At 71.0% G+C, this 15,644-nt stretch carries 15 protein-coding genes; 7 read left to right on the top strand and 8 right to left on the bottom strand.

The window, feature by feature from the left end:
* Window positions 1-3 precede the first annotated feature (3 nt).
* The gene (locus RWH44_RS06010; RefSeq protein ID WP_316003862.1) at window positions 4-1,416 is read left to right on the top strand and encodes a glycosyltransferase; all 1,413 of its coding nucleotides are present in this window, start codon (window positions 4-6) and stop codon (window positions 1,414-1,416) included.
* Between the two features lie 213 nt (window positions 1,417-1,629).
* Here RWH44_RS06010 and RWH44_RS06005 read toward each other — a convergent pair whose 3' ends face one another.
* Entirely contained in the window at window positions 1,630-1,869 is a 240-nt protein-coding gene (locus tag RWH44_RS06005) for a hypothetical protein (protein WP_316003861.1), read from the bottom strand.
* An 89-nt stretch (window positions 1,870-1,958) separates the two neighbouring features.
* Between RWH44_RS06005 and RWH44_RS06000 the strand changes: the two genes are divergently transcribed.
* Entirely contained in the window at window positions 1,959-2,951 is a 993-nt protein-coding gene (locus RWH44_RS06000; RefSeq protein ID WP_316004266.1) for a GlxA family transcriptional regulator, read from the top strand.
* Between the two features lie 51 nt (window positions 2,952-3,002).
* Here RWH44_RS06000 and fae read toward each other — a convergent pair whose 3' ends face one another.
* The 6 genes from fae to RWH44_RS05970 all read right to left on the bottom strand — a co-directional run bounded on the left by fae (window position 3,003) and on the right by RWH44_RS05970 (window position 7,962).
* Window positions 3,003-3,512: a formaldehyde-activating enzyme gene (fae, locus tag RWH44_RS05995; protein ID WP_298876578.1), complete on the bottom strand. Its 510-nt coding sequence runs from the start codon at window positions 3,510-3,512 to the stop codon at window positions 3,003-3,005.
* A complete protein-coding gene (locus RWH44_RS05990; RefSeq protein ID WP_298876576.1) occupies window positions 3,509-4,456 on the bottom strand; it encodes a glycine betaine ABC transporter substrate-binding protein in 948 nt (315 codons plus the stop codon). The genes fae and RWH44_RS05990 overlap by 4 nt, the downstream gene beginning before the upstream one ends.
* A gap of 52 nt (window positions 4,457-4,508) precedes the next feature.
* Window positions 4,509-5,303, bottom strand: a complete 795-nt coding sequence (locus tag RWH44_RS05985) for an ABC transporter permease (RefSeq protein WP_316003860.1) — start codon at window positions 5,301-5,303, stop codon at window positions 4,509-4,511.
* On the bottom strand, window positions 5,300-6,334 hold the full coding sequence (locus RWH44_RS05980) for an ABC transporter ATP-binding protein (RefSeq protein ID WP_316003859.1): 1,035 nt from the start codon (window positions 6,332-6,334) through the stop codon (window positions 5,300-5,302). Before RWH44_RS05980 ends, RWH44_RS05985 begins: the two co-directional genes overlap by 4 nt.
* Complete coding sequence (locus RWH44_RS05975; RefSeq protein WP_316003858.1) at window positions 6,327-6,992, bottom strand: ABC transporter permease; 666 nt, start codon at window positions 6,990-6,992, stop codon at window positions 6,327-6,329. The genes RWH44_RS05980 and RWH44_RS05975 overlap by 8 nt, the downstream gene beginning before the upstream one ends.
* Window positions 6,993-7,095: 103 nt before the next feature.
* Window positions 7,096-7,962 (bottom strand): IclR family transcriptional regulator, encoded by an 867-nt coding sequence (locus tag RWH44_RS05970; RefSeq protein ID WP_298876568.1) that lies wholly within the window; start codon window positions 7,960-7,962, stop codon window positions 7,096-7,098.
* Between the two features lie 154 nt (window positions 7,963-8,116).
* Here RWH44_RS05970 and RWH44_RS05965 point away from each other — a divergent pair, with 154 nt between their 5' ends.
* From RWH44_RS05965 to RWH44_RS05945, 5 genes are read left to right on the top strand one after another with little or no spacing between them, the layout of a single operon-like run.
* The gene (locus tag RWH44_RS05965) at window positions 8,117-9,046 is read left to right on the top strand and encodes an NAD(P)-dependent oxidoreductase (RefSeq protein WP_298876565.1); all 930 of its coding nucleotides are present in this window, start codon (window positions 8,117-8,119) and stop codon (window positions 9,044-9,046) included.
* The gene (locus tag RWH44_RS05960) at window positions 9,043-10,521 is read left to right on the top strand and encodes an NAD-dependent succinate-semialdehyde dehydrogenase (protein WP_316003857.1); all 1,479 of its coding nucleotides are present in this window, start codon (window positions 9,043-9,045) and stop codon (window positions 10,519-10,521) included. Before RWH44_RS05965 ends, RWH44_RS05960 begins: the two co-directional genes overlap by 4 nt.
* Before the next feature lie 4 nt (window positions 10,522-10,525).
* Window positions 10,526-11,305 carry an SDR family oxidoreductase gene (locus RWH44_RS05955; protein ID WP_316003856.1) on the top strand — a complete coding sequence of 260 codons (780 nt, stop codon included), beginning with the start codon at window positions 10,526-10,528 and terminating at the stop codon, window positions 11,303-11,305.
* A gap of 32 nt (window positions 11,306-11,337) precedes the next feature.
* On the top strand, window positions 11,338-12,816 hold the full coding sequence (locus RWH44_RS05950; protein WP_316003855.1) for an FAD-binding oxidoreductase: 1,479 nt from the start codon (window positions 11,338-11,340) through the stop codon (window positions 12,814-12,816).
* The gene (locus RWH44_RS05945; RefSeq protein WP_316003854.1) at window positions 12,816-14,222 is read left to right on the top strand and encodes an FGGY-family carbohydrate kinase; all 1,407 of its coding nucleotides are present in this window, start codon (window positions 12,816-12,818) and stop codon (window positions 14,220-14,222) included. The genes RWH44_RS05950 and RWH44_RS05945 overlap by 1 nt, the downstream gene beginning before the upstream one ends.
* A 46-nt stretch (window positions 14,223-14,268) precedes the next feature.
* Here the strand turns inward: RWH44_RS05945 and RWH44_RS05940 are convergent, their stop codons facing one another.
* On the bottom strand, window positions 14,269-15,642 hold the full coding sequence (locus tag RWH44_RS05940; RefSeq protein ID WP_316003853.1) for a DUF2252 domain-containing protein: 1,374 nt from the start codon (window positions 15,640-15,642) through the stop codon (window positions 14,269-14,271).
* Window positions 15,643-15,644: the final 2 nt, after the last annotated feature.

The raw sequence follows: 15,644 nt of genomic DNA, 5'->3' as shown, positions 1-15,644 counted from the left end.
CGCGTGCACGTGGTGATGTTCGCCGATCAGCACCTCGAGTCGCTCGGCGGCGCGCAGGTGTCGATGCGGCTGCAGAAGCGGTTCCTCGAGCGCGCCGGCCACGTCGTCACGGTCGTCGCTCCGCGCCTGCACCGTCCGGCATCCGACGATCCGGCCTACCTCGACCTGCCGTCGATCGCGATCACGCCCGACCGTGAGTACGCGCTCACGTGGCCCGGTGCGCGGACCGACCGATTCCTGGATGCCGAGATGGGCGCGCGACTGCCGGCCGACGTCGTGCACGTGCAGGCCGATTTCTGGGGCGCGTTCATCGGTCACCGTTTCGCCGCGCGGCACGGGCTGCCGGTGGTGCACACAATGCACAACCGCGTCGACGTCGGGATCGAGGCGACGGCGCCGTTCCCGTCGCTCGTGCTGCGCGTGCTGAACGCGTGGGCTCGCCGTGCGCTGCCCTCCCCGGCGGCGCGGCGCGCCGCCCGTCATGGCGGGGGTCCGTCGAGGGACGCGCACGACGATCCGCGGGCAGCGCGCGGTTCCGCGACCTCCGAGGCGACGGTGGCGGGTGGCCCCTCCGCAGCGACTCCCCGCGCGGCCCGCAGGAGCGGGGTTCCCTCGCAGGATGCCGGCGAAGCGCCGCGGGATCCGCGCGATTCCACGAGCTCCGACGGGTCGACACCGCTGGTTCCGGTATCCCGCATCGACGGGTGGGCCTTCCTGCATCGACTCGCCCGCCTGTCGCGCGCGGTGACGGCGCCGTCCGCCCACTTCGCTCGCCGTCTGGAACGGCACGGGGTGGCGCCGTCGGTCGATGTCATCTGGAACGGCATCGACGACGACGTGCTCGACGCCGCCCTCGCCTTCGGGTCCTCCGCGCGCCGACCCGGACGTCCGCGATTCGTCTGGCTCGGACGCATGAGTCCCGAGAAGCGCCTGCTGCCCTTCCTCGAGGCCGTCGTGGCATCCGGGATCGACGCCGAGGTCGAGGTCATCGGCGGGGGCGCCCAGCTGTCGGCGGCCCAGCGTCTCGTCGAGCGCGAACGCCCCACGGCCGCCGTGGTCTTCTCGGGGCGCCTGCCCTACGCCGAGACCCTCGCCCGACTCGCCGACGCCGACGCCGTCGTGCAGACCTCGATCGGCTTCGAGACGCAGGGGATGACGGTCTTCGAGGCCGCCTCCCTCGGCACCCCTGCCGTGGTGAGCGACCCCGACATCGCGGCCGAGCTCGGCGGGGGGACCTGGAGCGTCGCGGATGCCACGGTCCCGGCGCTCGCGGACGCTCTGCGCCGCGCGGCCGCCGACATCGCCGCGGGTTCGCCCGTGCGCGCGGAGCCGTCGATCGCCGAGCGGTTCCGCCAGTCGTCCCGCACCGCGGCGATGGTCGCCGTCTACGAACGGGTCATCCGCTCCGGCCGGTGACCCTCGCCGGCCGGCCGTGCACGACGGCGGGGCGGGTCGGCCGACGCGCCGGGGGTGAACGGCTCATCCGGTCCGGGCGCCGACCGGCGCTGCCCGTCTGTGCACAGCGGCGGGTCGATCGGCCGGCGCGCCGGGGTTCGGCATCCCGGGGGCGGCGTGTCGGGTGCGAGGCCTGCCGTTGTGTCCGGGTGGGGCGCCGGGTTCCCGGCCCCGTCATGCCAGGCGGCCGCTGGGCTGCACCACGGCGACCGGCGACGTCGCGGGCACGGTCGACGTCGACGTCAGAGGCGCCGCGGCGGGTTCGACCGCCGCCTCGGGGGCGGTGTCACGCTCGCGCGGCAGCGCCCGCGAGGGGTCGGTGGGGATGCGACCGTAGCCGTCGGTGTGGACGAGCCACGCCGTGCCGACGATTCCGGCGAGGGACAGGATGCCGAGAGCGATGAAGTAAGCCATGGCAGAGAAGCTACGGGTAGAGGAATCATGCCGACGAGTGGCATGATGGTCGTACATCGTAAGATTTCTGCCACACACCGGAGGTGCGCATGCGCTCGGTCGCCGTCGTCGTCCAGCCGGGGTTCGCCCCGTTCGAATTCGGGCTCGCCTGCGAGGCCTTCGGTCTCGATCGCAGCGATGACGGCATCCCGAACTTCGACTTCCGCATCGTCGCCCCCGATCCGGGCGTCGTGCCCGCGAACATCGGCTTCTCGCTCAACGTCGAGCACGGTCTCGAGGCGGCGGCCGACGTCGACATCCTCGTGCTGGCGCCCATCCCGCGTGAGCAGTGGGGTGCCGTCGACGAGCGCGTCCTCGAGGTCGTGCGTTCCGCGAACGCCCGCGGCGCCTGGCTGCTGAGTGTGTGCAGCGGGTCGTTCGTGATCGCGGCATCCGGGGTTCTCGACGGCAAGCGGGCGACCACGCACTGGCGCTACGCCGACGTGATGGCGCGGATGTACCCCTCGATCGACGTCGATCCCGACGTGCTGTACGTGCAGTCGGACAACATCATCACCAGCGCCGGCACCGCCGCGGGACTCGACGCGTGCCTGCACCTGCTGCGTCAGGAGCTCGGGTCGGAGCTCACCAATCGCATCGCGCGGCGGATGGTCGTCGCCCCGCAGCGCGACGGCGGTCAGGCGCAGTTCATCGCCTCGCCCATCCCCGTCGACACCTCGCTCTCGCTCGCTCCGGTGACCGAGTGGATGCTGCAGAACCTGGATGCCGAGCTCTCGGTCGATCGACTCGCCGCCCGCGCGCACATGTCGCCACGTACCTTCGCCCGTCGCTTCAAGGCCGACCTGGGCGCGACCCCGGCCGCGTGGCTCGCGCGCCAGCGGCTACTGCACGCGCAGCGCCTGCTGGAGGAGACCGACCTCGGCCTCGACCGCATCGCCGCCGAGTGCGGATTCGGTTCCGCGGCGGTGCTGCGGCAGAACTTCGCGCGCACGATGGGGCTCACGCCGACGGCGTACCGCGCCCGGTTCTCGTGCGCGGAGACGGTGACATCCGCCCGCGCCTCGGAGCCGATCCCCGCGTGAGAACCTCGAAACGGCCCCACCCCGGGAGGGTGGGGCCGTTCCGGAACAGCGTCAGGACGCGGGGGTGAAGAACGGGTTCGACGGCGCGGTGCGCGCGGCGAGCACGTCCTCGGTGGCGGGCAGCGAATGGGCGCCGTTGCGGATCGCCTCGCGGGCGGCCTGTCGGTTGTTGCGGTAGATCAGCTCCGCATCGGTGGCGGCGGGGTTGACCCACACCGCGGCGATCACCGCGTGCGTGTCGGCCCAGTCGGCGGGGATCTCGCCGTCGGCGACGGCATCGGCGATCCCGGATGCCACCCCCGCCTGCGCCGGGCCCCAGATCAGCAGCCCGTGGGCGTCGCTCTCGGGCGCCGACTTGGTGACGAACAGGGTGAGCGGCTTGACGGGCAGGGACGGACGGAGCACCGCGACGAAGGGGACGTGCCCCGCGCTCGGCGTCGCCAGGGCGGTGGCCCACGCCGTGCCGGCGGGACCGTCGCGGTGGCCGAGCACCGTGTTGATGTGCGCGGCGTGCGCCCCCTCGCCGACGAAGCTCTCGCCGATCTGCACGGCGAGGCTCATCCGACGAGTCCCTGTTCCTTGAGCCAGTCGGTGGCGACGTCCTCGGGGTCCTCGCCGTCGACGTCGACCAGGGCGTTGAGCTTCTGCATCTCCTCGGTGGTCAGCAGCGGCGAGATCTCGGCGATCACGTCGGCGATCGCCGGGTACTGGTCGAGCGTCGACTGCTTGAGGGTGAAGGCGCCCTGATAGACGGGGAAGAACTCCTTGTCGTCCTGCATCACCACGAGGTCGAGGGCGGGGATGCGACCGTCGGTCTGGAAGACCTCGCCGAAGTTGCAGTCGTCGCCCTTCTGCGTCGCGGTGTAGATGACGCCGGTATCGAGCAGAGCGACCTGGGAGTCGGGGACGTTCAAGCCGTACGCCTTCTTGAGTCCCGGCCAGCCGTCGTCGCGGGTGGAGAACTCGCTCTCGATGCAGAACGTCTGCTCGCTCGCGGGCAGCTTCGCGACATCGGAGAGCGTCTTCACACCGAGCTCCTCGGCCTTGTCGGCGCGGATCGCGAAGGCGTACGTGTTGTTCAGCGGTGCGGGGTCGAGCCAGGCGATGCCCTTGGCGGAATCGGCATCTTTCGTCGCGGCGAACTGCGCCTCGGCCCCGGCGACGGGAGCGGTGTTGCCGTTGTACGTGATCCACGACGTGCCGGTGTACTCCCAGTACCCGAGGAACTCGTCGCTCTCGAGGGCCTGGCGGACGTTCGCCGAACCGACGAGCTTGGTGTTGGCCTCGACGTCGGCGCCGCGCGCGTTGAGCAGCTGCGTGGTGATGTGGGCCAGGATGTACTGCTCCGAGAAGTCCTTCGAGCCGATCTGTCCGGTGAGCCCGGCGAGTTCGTCGCTGCCGCCGGCGGCGGAGCCGGAGCCGGAGGAGCCGCCCGAGCAGGCGGTGAGGGCGAGGACGCCGAGGGCCGCGACGGCGGTCAGCGAGAGAAGCGGACGACGCTTCATTGTGTCTCCTAAGGGTGGTGGTGCGGGTGGGTGATGCAGGGACGGTGGGGGCTCAGATGCCTTTGGGGGTCAGCAGGTCTTCGGCGACGCCGGCGATCCAGTCGATCAGCAGCGCGATGCAGGCGACGAGCACGGCGCCGGTGACGAGCACGGGGTAGCGCTGGAGCTTCAGGCCGTTGACGATCATGTCCCCGAGGCCGCCGGCGTTGATGAAGGTCGCGATGGTCGCGACGCCGACGCAGAACACCAGGGCGGTGCGCAGTCCCGCGAGGATCACGGGGACGGCGAGCGGCAGCTCGATGCGGGCGAGCACCTGCACGGGCGTCATACCCATGCCGCGGGCCGACTCGCGGATCGCGCCGTCGACCTGCTCGATGCCGATCATCGTGTTGCGCAGCACGGGCAGGAACGCGTAGATCACGAGGGCCAGGAGCGCCGTCGTGTACCCGGTCTGCCAGATGATGGCGAGGAGGATCACGACACCGACCGCGGGGGTGGCCTGTCCGATGTTGGCCAGAGCCAGCACGATCGCCTTGACCGTACGCGAGGGCGTCTTCGCCAGCAGGATGCCGACCGGGATGGCGAGCACGGCGACCAACGCGGACGCCGCCACCGTGAGGCTGAGGTGCTCGCCGACCCGCAGGAAGAGGTAGTCGGCGTTCAGGGTGCGCTGCTCGATGGAGTCGAGCTCCAGGGACGACACCCACAGGTACAGCGCCGCGAGGATCACGATCACCACCGCGGGGGTGACGAAGCGCTTCCAGAGGCGACGTCCGCCGCGCTGACGGCGCGTGGCCGCCAGGCGTGCGGCGCCGATGCTCTGGGTCTCGGTGGTGACGGTGGTCATCGCACACCGCCCGGGCGAGAGATGTCGGCGACCTCGACGCCGAGGGCGGCCGAGATGCGCTCCATCGTCAGGGAGCCCACGGCCCGACCCTCGCGATCGACCACGGCGATCGACGGGGAACCGTTGACCACGAGCAGGTCCAGGGCGTCGCGCAGGTTGTCGGCGACCGAGACGCGGGCGGCGCCGGCATCCGTCACCGGACCCAGGGGGGCCTCGCCGACGGGGATGAGCGCGAGGCGCTTGAGGGCCGCGCCGTGCCCGATGAACGAGCGCACGTAGTCGTTGGCCGGAGCGGCCAGGATCGCGGCGGGGGTGTCGAACTGCTCGATGCGACTGCGCTCGGACAGCACGGCGATGCGATCGCCCAGGCGGATGGCCTCATCGAAGTCGTGGGTGACGAAGATGATCGTCTTGCCGATCGACTCCTGAAGGCGCAGGAACTCGGCCTGCAGACGCTCGCGGGTGATGGGATCGGTCGCGCCGAAGGGCTCGTCCATCAGCATGACGGGCGGGTCGGCGGCGAGGGCGCGTGCGACGCCGACGCGCTGCTGCTGGCCGCCCGAGAGCTGCCGCGGATAGCGCTGGGCGAAGTCGCCGCTCAGCTGAACAGTCTCGAGCAGCTCTTCGACGCGATCGGCGGTTCGCTTCTTCGACCAGCCGAGCAGCTTGGGAACGACGGCGATGTTCTCGCCAATCGTCATGTGTGGGAAGAGGCCGATCTGCTGGATGACGTAGCCGATGTGTCGTCGCAGCTCGTTGGGATCGAGCGAGAGCACGTCGCGACCGTCGATCGAGATGGTGCCCGAGGTGGGCTCGATGATGCGGTTGATCATCTTCATCGTCGTGGTCTTGCCGCAGCCCGATGGGCCGACGAACATGATGAGCTCGCCGGGCTCGACGCTCATCGAGAACGCGTCAACGGCGGGGGTGGGTTGACCGGGGTAGACCTTCGTCACCCCGTCGAGGCGGATGCCAACTCCCGAGGAGTCGCTCGCGGCGGCCGGTCGGGAAGTGGTGGTGGTGTCAGACACGGAGCCCCCTTGAGGTGGTGACGCGGGTGATGAAGACGAAGGCGGCATCCAGGAGCAGGGCCAGCACGATGACGCCGAGGGTTCCTGTGAGCGCGAAGTTGAGGGCGTTGCGCGAACCGAGCGACGACAGGCCCATGAAGATGAACTGGCCGAGACCGGGGCCGGCGACGTAGGCCGCGATCGCGGCGATGCCGACGGTGAGTTGCGCGGCGACGCGGACCCCCGTGAGGATGATGGGCCAGGCGATCGGCAGCTGCACCGAGAGCAGGATGCGCGCGGGCGACATGCCCATGCCCTTGGCTGATTCCATGATCGCGGGTGGGACCTCGCGCAGCCCCACGACGGTGTTCCGCACGATCGGCAGCAGCGAGTAGAACACGAGCGAGAACACCGTGGGTGTCCAGCCGAGTCCGAGCACCGGGGTCAGCAACGCCAGCAGGGCCAGCGAGGGAATGGTCAGGGCGACGCCCGCGGCGGCGATCGTGACCGATCGCGAAACCGGGCGGTTCCAGACGGCGATGCCGATCGCGATGCCGATGGCGGCGGCGATGGCGATGCTCAGCACGACGACGGCGACGTGCTGGAGCACGAGTTCGGCGATGTCGTCACTGCGGCGGCCCCAGAAGGTGAAGAGTCCGCCGAGGTCGAAGTCGGACATGCGTCGCACTCCTCTCCTCATCGAGATGGGCCGCGGTTCACGGCTGCGGCTGACTGTACGGCCGGGGGGTTCTTATCCTCAACCAGTGTTGTTCATATGGCAATCAGCGTGATCCGGACATGATCGCGTCGAAGCCCACGGCCCGCGAGAGGTCCTTCGCGCTGGATGCCACGAATCTGGCGAGAGCGTCGAGACGGTCGCCGATACGGGTCTTGGGGGCGCTGACGTTCAGCGCCGCGACGATGCGGCCGGTGAAATCGCGTACCGGGGCGCTCGCACCGACGACGCCGAGCTCGAGCTCCTCGTCGAGCAGGGCGTACCCGTTTGCTCGGATGCGGGCGAGCTCGGCGCGCAGGCTCGCGAGGTCGGAGACCACCTGTCGGTCGGCGGGCGGGCTCGGCAGCACCGAGAACCCCGCCGCGTGCGGGGGTACCGGCCCGACGATCGCCTGGTCCTGGCCGTGCTCGGCGTACCAGCGGGTGAGGGAGTCGTCGTCCCAGTCGCTCAGGAGTACGCGACCCGAGGGCGTGCGCCACGCGGCGGTCGTGATGCCCTCCCACCCGGTCGTGCGGAACTCGTGCGGGCTCAGTTCGCTGGCGATGGTGAGCACGTTGCCGCCGCGCAGCACGCACAGGTGCGTCGTCTCGCGGGCGCGCTGAGCGACCCGGCGCAGAATCGGCTGGGACTCGCGGGTGAGGGTGCTCTCGACGGTGAGGGCGGCGAGGGCGTACAGGCGCGCCCCCAGCCGGTACGCGAGGGTGTTGTCGTCGCGATCGACGAGGCCGGCGTCGGCGAGGGTGGCGAGGGTTCGCGAGACGACGGCCTTGTCGCGACCGGTGATCTGCGCGACCCTCGATACGCCCAGTCCGCCGGCGGCGACCGCTTCGGCGGAGCCGAGAATCTCGAGGATTTCGACGTCACGGGCCAGGCCCGAGGAGTTGCGACGCGGGGTCGCCGAGGGATCTGTCATGAACCGGAACCCTACCCAGTTGCCATATTCACATCAAGGGATGCTCACAAGGCATCCTGGCTCTATCGTGGCCGTGCGGTCGCCACTGGCGGGCTCGAAGACGAGAGCCGCAGGAGCGCACCGCCCCCGATCCACGATCTCAAGGACTGGTCCCGTGACGAAGCGCACACTCACCGTCGGATTCATCGGCCTGGGCAGCATGGGCAGCGGAATGACCCGCAACCTGCAGGCCTCCGGCTTCCCCCTGGTCGTCACCGACGTCCGCCCCGAGGCCGCGGCCGACGCCGTCTCGCGCGGCGCCGTCTGGGTCGACACCGCCGCCGAGGTGGCATCCCGCTCCGACCTGGTCATTACGATGCTGCCCACCCCGCGGCACGTCGACCAGGTGCTGCGCGGGCCCGACGGCCTGCTGGACGCGCTCCCGCAGGGCGGCACGTGGGTCGACATGTCGACCTCGGTGCCGGAGGTGGCCGAGCGCGCCCGCGCCGACCGGCCCGACCTGCGCGTGCTCGACGCCCCGGTCAGCGGCATGTCGGTCGGTGCCGCGAACGGCACGCTGCAGATCTTCATCGGCGGTGACGCCGACGACGTCGAGCGCCTCCGCGAGGTGTTCGAGGCGATGGGCGAGCCCGAGCGCATCCTGCACGTCGGCGGTCACGGCGCCGGCTACGCGGTCAAGCTCATGATCAACCAGCTGTGGTTCTCGCACCTCATCGCCACGGCCGAGGTGCTCTCGGTGGGCGTCAAGGCCGGCGTCGACCTCGAGGTGCTGCGCCGCGCCCTGGTCGCCAGCCCCGCCAACAGCAACTTCGTCGAGCACGACGTGCTGTCGATCCTCGATCACGGCGACTACGACGAGGGCTTCGCCCTGGCCCTCGCCTGCAAGGACCTCGGGCTCTCGAGCGACCTGGCCCGCTCGGTGGGGATGCCGTACGAACTGTCGGGCCTCGTCGACCAGCAGTTCCGTCGCGCCAAGGCCATGTACGGCGAGCGCGCGGGCGAGATGGCGCCCTTCCGCCTGTACGAGGATCTGCTCGGCGAGCCGCTGCGCCGCGCCCAGGCCACCGCGGGGGTCGCACGATGACCGACGAGCGCGCCTTCCTCGCCTCCCTGCCGACCGACCTCTTCATCGACGGCGCCTGGCGCCCGGCATCCACGGGGGACCGCTTCGACGTGATCGACCCCTCGACCGGCGACGTGCTCGCCACGGTCGCCGACGCGAGCGTCGCCGACGGCGATGCGGCGCTGGCTGCCGCCCACCGCGCGCAGGAATCGTGGGGGCGCACCGCCCCGCGCGAGCGCGCCGAGATCCTGCGCCGGGCGTTCGAGATGGTCACCGCGCGTGCCGAGGACTTCGCCCTCGCGATGACGCTCGAAATGGGCAAGCCGCTCGCCGAGGCGCGCGGCGAGGTCGCCTACGGCGCCGAGTTCCTCCGCTGGTTCAGCGAGGAGGCTCCTCGTATCTCCGGCCGGTACTCCGTCGCCCCCGACGGACGCAACCGCCTGCTCGTCGTGCAGCGCCCGGTGGGACCGTGCCTGTTCATCACGCCGTGGAACTTCCCCCTCGCGATGGCCACCCGCAAGATCGCCCCCGCGATCGCCGCCGGCTGCACGATGGTGCTCAAGCCCGCCGCCCTCACACCCCTCACGGCGCTGCTTCTCACCGAGGTGCTGCGCGAGGCGGGGCTGCCCGACGGCGTGCTCAACGTCATCCCCACGACGCACGCCGGAGCCGTCACCGGTCCGCTCGTGCAGGACCCGCGTCTGCGGAAGCTCTCCTTCACCGGATCGACCGGTGTCGGGCAGCGCCTCATCGCCGACTCGGCCGCCCAGGTGCTGCGCGTGTCGATGGAGCTCGGTGGAAACGCTCCCTTCCTGGTCTTCGAGGATGCCGACCTGGATGCCGCCGTCGACGGCGCCGTGCTCGCGAAGATGCGCAACGGCGGCGAGGCGTGCGTCGCCGCGAACCGCTTCCTCGTGCACGAGGCGGTGGCACAGGAGTTCACCGAGCGTTTCGCCGCACGCATCGGCGCCTTCGTCCCCGCACGCGGCACCGATCCGTCGTCGACGGTCGGCCCGCTCGTCGACGCCGCGACCCGCGACAAGGTCGCCTCGCTCGTCGAGGGGGCCGTCGCGCAGGGCGCGCGCGTCGCGGTCGGCGGGAGCGCCATCCCCGGGCCCGGGTACTTCTACCAGCCGACCGTGCTGGTCGACGTGCCGGCGGATGCCGACATCCTCCGCGAGGAGATCTTCGGTCCCGTCGCGCCCATCCTCACCTTCCGTGACGAAGAGGAGGCCATCCGCCTCGCCAACCACACGGAGTTCGGCCTGGTGTGCTTCGCCTACACGCGCGACCTCGACCGCGGTCTGCGCCTGGCCGAGCGCCTCGAGACCGGGATGCTCGGCCTGAACGCCGGAGTCGTCTCCAACCCCGCGGCTCCCTTCGGCGGCGTCAAGCAATCGGGCCTCGGCCGCGAGGGCGGAGCCGAGGGCATCCACGAATACCTCGAGACCGTCTACGTCGGCATCGCCGACCCCTTCGCCTCCCGGAGCGCCTGACCGTATGGACATCACCGACTTCTCCACCGACTTCTTCTCGCTCGCGGGACGCACGGCGATCGTCACCGGCGGCAACGGCGGCCTGGGACGCGCGTTCTCGGTCGCGCTCGCCGCAGCCGGTGCGAACGTCTTCGTCCCCTCCCTCGCCGACGACGACGGTGAGACCGCCCGGCTCGTCGAGGCGCACGGACGCGATTACGCCTTCGTGGCGTCCGACATCACGGCCGTCGGGGAGCCCGAACGGGTCGTGAAGGCCTGCGTCGACCGCTTCGGCGGCGTCGACGTGCTCGTCAACTCCGCCGGCATCAATCTGCTCAGCGAGGACGTCGTCGCCTTCGACCGAGCCAAGTGGGACCCGATGATCGCGGTCAACCTCACGGCGGCCTTCGACTTCGCCCGTGCCTCGGCCGAGGTCATGATCCCGAACCGCCGCGGCAAGATCATCAACATCGCCTCCCTCTTCTCGTTCCTCGGCGGGCGCCAGTCGCCCGCGTACGCGGCATCCAAGGCGGGCATCGTCGGGTTCACGAAGGCCTACGCCGACGAACTGGGCGAGTTCGGCATCCAGGTCAACGCGGTCGCCCCCGGGTACTTCGCGACGGCCCTCACCGAGAAGACCCGATCGGATGCCGCGGCCAACAGCCGCATCGTCGACCACGTCCCCGCCGGCCGGTGGGGCGACCCGGCCGACCTCATGGGCGCGGTCGTGTTCCTCGCCAGCCGCGCCAGCGACTACGTCACCGGGCACACGCTCGTCGTCGACGGCGGCTACCTGCTGCGCTGACCCGATCCCCAAACCGATACAGGAAGACCGACATGGCCGATTCCCGTTCCCTGCTCACCCGATCCGAGCTCACCCGTTCCGACATCGCCGCGCGTCTGACCGACCTGCTCGGCGCCGACGCCGTCGACACCCGCGAGTCCGAGCTGCGCGAAGCCAGCGTCGACCGCTTCAAGAAATACTCCGCGGTCCACGGCATCTTCGACGGACCGTTCCCCGCCGCGATCGCGTATCCGCGCTCGACCGAGGAGGTCGCGGCGGTGCTGCGCTTCGCCGACGAGAACGGCATCGCGATCGTCCCGCGCACCGGCCGTACCGCGACCGAGGGCGGGCTGGAGACCGTCGTCGCCGACACGATCGTGCTCGACGGGTCGCGGATGGACGACATCCTGACCATCAACACCGTCGACATGATGGTCACCGTCCAGTGCGGCGCGGGCCTGCAGCGCGTCGAAGACGAGCTGCGCGCCCAGGGGTACACCACCGGCCACTCGCCGCAGTCCAAGCCCCTCGCGCAGTACGGCGGCCTGGTCGCCACGCGCTCGATCGGGCAGTTCTCGACCCTGTACGGCGGGATCGAGGACATGGTCGTCGGGCTCGAGGCCGTACTCGCCGACGGCACCGTCACGCGCATCAAGAACGTGCCGCGCCGCGCGGCGGGTCCCGACATCCGTCATCTCATCATCGGCAACGAGGGTGCGATGGCGTTCGTGACCGAGGTCACGGTGAAGATCTGGCCCTACACGCCCGAGAACAACCGGTTCTTCGGCTTCCTCACCGATGACTTCGGCGCGGGAATCGAGCTGCTGCGCGAGCTCGTCACGCAGGGCTACCGCCCCTCGGTCGCGCGCGTGTACTCCCCGGAGGACGCCCGTCAGCACTTCGCACACTTCCACGACGGCAAGTGCGTGGTCGTGCTCGTCGCCGAGGGTCCGCGCCGTCTCGCCGAGGCGACCGCCGAGGCCATCGCGGAGGCCGCGGAGGGCAAGCCGCTCGAGCGCGTCGATGACGCACTGATCGAGTCGTGGTTCGACAACCTCAACTGGGGTCAGGACAAGATCGACCGCGAGAAGCGCGAGATGCTCGAGAAGGCCCACCTCGGCTACACGACCGAGGTGTCGGTCGACTGGTCGCGCGTGGTCGAGCTCTACGAGTCGGTCATGGGGCGCGTGCGTCGGGAGTTCCCGCGCGCGGCCGACCTGACCATGCTCGGCGCCCACTCGTCGCACAGCTACCAGACGGGCACGAACCTGTACTTCGTGTACGACTACGACATCCGGTGCGAGCCTCGCGAGGAGATCACCGCGTACCACGAGCCGCTCAACGCGATCGTGGTGGAGGAGGCGCTGCGTCTGGGCGGATCCATGGTGCACCACCACGGCATCGGCAAATACCGCACCGCGTGGACGGACGAGGAGCACGGCAGCGCCGTGGTGCTGCTGGAGCGAATGAAAGCCGCGCTCGACCCGAATGGCATCATGAATCCCGGCACGATCTTCGCCCTGGGGCGCTGATGGCAGTCGTCGTCGCGATCGACAACGGCTCGCAGTCGACGAAGGTCCTGGTCGTCGACGAGACGGGCCGCGTGCGGGCACAGGCTCGCGTGGGGCTCCGGCCCTATGCGACGCCCGAGTCCGGGCGCAGCGTGCATCCCGACGACGACGTGTGGGACTCGATCGTGCGGGCCTGCCGCCTGGCGATGGACCGCTTCAACGGCGATCTCTCCGAGGTGGTCGGGGTCGGGCTGTGCACGATCCGCTTCTGCCGCGCCCTGATGCGGGCCGACGGCACGCTCGCCGAGCCGCTGCTGAGCTGGATGGATGAACGCGTGTCGCGCCCGCACCTCGATTCGCCCGAGGTCTCGCACGTCACGACCTCGTCGGGGTACATCGCGCACCGTCTCACGGGCGAGTTCCGCGACGCCGCCGGCAACTACCAGGGCGTCTGGCCGATCGACCAACTCACGTGGCGGTGGTCTTCGGCCCCGGATGCCGCGGCGGCCACCGGCATGCACCCCTCGCTGCTCAGCGAGCTCGTGGATCCCGGAGCCGAGCTCGGCCGCGTGAGCGCGGAGGCGTCGGAGGCGACCGGCCTGCCCGCGGGCGTCCCGGTGTTCGCGACGTCGAACGACAAGGCGGTCGAGGCGCTCGGGGCGGGTCTGACGTCGTCCGAAGACGTGCTGCTGTCGTTCGGCACCTACATCGCGGCGATGACCGTGGCCGACGTCCCCGGTGGGGGAGAAGCGTACTGGGTGAACTTCGGCTCCCGCCCGGGCCAGTACCTCGCGGAGTCCACCGGCATCCGTCGCGGGATGTGGACCGTGAGCTGGCTCCGCGACCTGCTGCACCCCGTCGCGCCCGATGACGACATCTACGCCTTCGACCGCAGCCTGGGCGCTGAGGCGGAGGCCGTCGCTCCCGGATGCGACGGAGTGGCCGCTGTGCTGGACTGGCTCGCGCCGGGCGATGAGCCGAACCGCCGCGGGGCCTTCGTCGGTTTCTCGGGTGCGCAGGGGCGTGGGCATCTCTACCGTGCCGTGCTGGAGGCCATCGCGTTCACGATGGCGGACCACATCGAGGAGATGGAGCGCGAACGCGGGAGCGTCGCGAGCGGCATCATCGTGACCGGCGGCGGGGCGCAGTCGGCGTTGCTCGTGCAGATCGTCGCCGACGTGCTCGGGCGCCCGGTGCGCCGCGCGCTCGTCGACGACGCTGCGGGCATCGGCGCAGCGATCTGCGCGGCCGTGGGCGCTGGGCTGCACCCAGACTGGGATGCTGCGGTCGCGGCGATGTCCGGAACGGGGGCACCCGTGCTCCCTGGTGAGCGCGCCGACGCCTATCGCGCGCTCCGGCCCTGGCACCGCGGCGTCCGCTCCCGCGTCGCGAAGTTGTCGGACTGGATGGTCGAGGCCCGCGGCTGACCCCGGGGTCGGGGGTCGGGCCTGTCGATCCGATCCGGGATATCGATCAGTGCGCCGCGACGAACGCGGCGTGATCCTCGCGCGCGATGTCGGCGTACGCGAAGGCCCACGGCACGAGCGCTGCGGTGAGCGCCCGGCCCGAACCGGCGTACCCGGCGATCTCGGGGGCCTCCGGCGACTGCGCGTGGGCGCGCGCGAGGGTGATCGCACAGGCCTGGGCGTAGCGGCGGAACGGCTTGTCGGCGAGATCGACCATCTCGATGCCGCCCTTCATGTCGTGGAACTGGCGCACGTAGAAATCCGCGTCGACCCCGCGGACGTGACCCAGGAACGGATCGGACACGCTCTGCAGGATGCGCTGCAGCGCGACCACGCGCGCGCCCTCGCCGTCGGCCGTGACGAGCGAGACGAGCGCGTCGGGCTGGCGGATGCCGCCGAACTGCTGCAGCACGCTCGCCCCGGCCTGCTTGCCCTGCAGCACGAAGGCGTGCCCGTCACCGTCCTGCAGCAAGAGGAGGTAGCACCGCGTCCCGACGCTGCCGACCCCCACCACGCGCCGCGCGACGTCACTGAGGTCGTACTGCTCGAGTGTCATCCGCACGTCCACGTTCGCGGACGTCCGGTAGGCGCCGTCCAGAGCGAGGACGCGGGCCGCGACCTCCGCGTCGACGGGGGTCATCGTGGGCGGTCGGTGGGTGAACGTGAGGCGACCCGAGCCCGCGTCGGCGGTCAGGCGGCGCACCGCCCGTGCCCCGGTGCGTCGTTCGGCGTCGGCGATGGCCTGGGCGAGCACCTCGCGCGAGGCCCGGTCGTACGAGGTCATCGCCTCGCGGGCCCCGAAGTGCTCGAAATAGCGGTCGATCGGGTCGCGCTCGACGAGTCCCGCGATCGCCCGGGCATAGGCCCGCACGGTCGAGGCGACCGCGTCGCGGACGACGGCCGGGTCGCGGTCGTTCTCGGCTCCCGCCAGGACGACGCTGACCAGCAGGCGTTTCAGGTCCCACTCCCAGGGCGCCCAGGCGGCCTCGTCGAAGTCGTTGAGGTCGAACACCAGCGTTCGCTGGGGCGAGGCGTAGAAGCCGAAGTTCGCGACGTGGGCGTCTCCGCACGAGGCGACGTGGATGGGGGTCGAGGGATCGCGCGCGAGGTCCGCCGCCATGACGGCGGCCGACCCGCGGTAGAAGGCGAACGGTGAGGCGGACATCCGCTCGATCCGCAGGGGCACGAGTTCGGGCACGCGGACCGCGTTCTGCGCGTCCAGGATGCCGAGCGGATCGCGCCCCTCGACCGTGAGGGTTCCGAGATCGCGACGGGCGACGCGCTGGCGCATCTCCTTCCCGCGGGCGCGACGCTCGGCGGCGGAGGGCGGAGGGTTCCACGGGATGTCCGGTCGCGGTTCGGCGGGCTGCGGGGTCGTCACGC

The sequence above is a fragment of the Microbacterium phycohabitans genome, assembly GCF_032464935.1.
Lineage (GTDB): Bacteria > Actinomycetota > Actinomycetes > Actinomycetales > Microbacteriaceae > Microbacterium > Microbacterium phycohabitans.
Note: the sequence above shows the minus strand (reverse complement) of the source record. Positions and strands in the feature narration are given on the sequence as shown.

Bases quoted from the DNA above. Each gene is read 5' to 3' on its own strand.
- RWH44_RS06000 (WP_316004266.1), top strand. From the start codon at position 1,959: ATGCGCTCGGTCGCCGTCGTCGTCCAGCCGGGGTTCGCCCCGTTCGAA.
- RWH44_RS05975 (WP_316003858.1), bottom strand. From the start codon at position 6,992: ATGTCCGACTTCGACCTCGGCGGACTCTTCACCTTCTGGGGCCGCCGC.
- RWH44_RS05950 (WP_316003855.1), top strand. From the start codon at position 11,338: ATGGCCGATTCCCGTTCCCTGCTCACCCGATCCGAGCTCACCCGTTCC.
- RWH44_RS05985 (WP_316003860.1), bottom strand. From the start codon at position 5,303: ATGACCACCGTCACCACCGAGACCCAGAGCATCGGCGCCGCACGCCTG.
- RWH44_RS06005 (WP_316003861.1), bottom strand. From the start codon at position 1,869: ATGGCTTACTTCATCGCTCTCGGCATCCTGTCCCTCGCCGGAATCGTC.
- fae (WP_298876578.1), bottom strand. From the start codon at position 3,512: ATGAGCCTCGCCGTGCAGATCGGCGAGAGCTTCGTCGGCGAGGGGGCG.
- RWH44_RS05990 (WP_298876576.1), bottom strand. From the start codon at position 4,456: ATGAAGCGTCGTCCGCTTCTCTCGCTGACCGCCGTCGCGGCCCTCGGC.
- RWH44_RS05970 (WP_298876568.1), bottom strand. From the start codon at position 7,962: ATGACAGATCCCTCGGCGACCCCGCGTCGCAACTCCTCGGGCCTGGCC.
- RWH44_RS05955 (WP_316003856.1), top strand. From the start codon at position 10,526: ATGGACATCACCGACTTCTCCACCGACTTCTTCTCGCTCGCGGGACGC.
- RWH44_RS05960 (WP_316003857.1), top strand. From the start codon at position 9,043: ATGACCGACGAGCGCGCCTTCCTCGCCTCCCTGCCGACCGACCTCTTC.
- RWH44_RS05945 (WP_316003854.1), top strand. From the start codon at position 12,816: ATGGCAGTCGTCGTCGCGATCGACAACGGCTCGCAGTCGACGAAGGTC.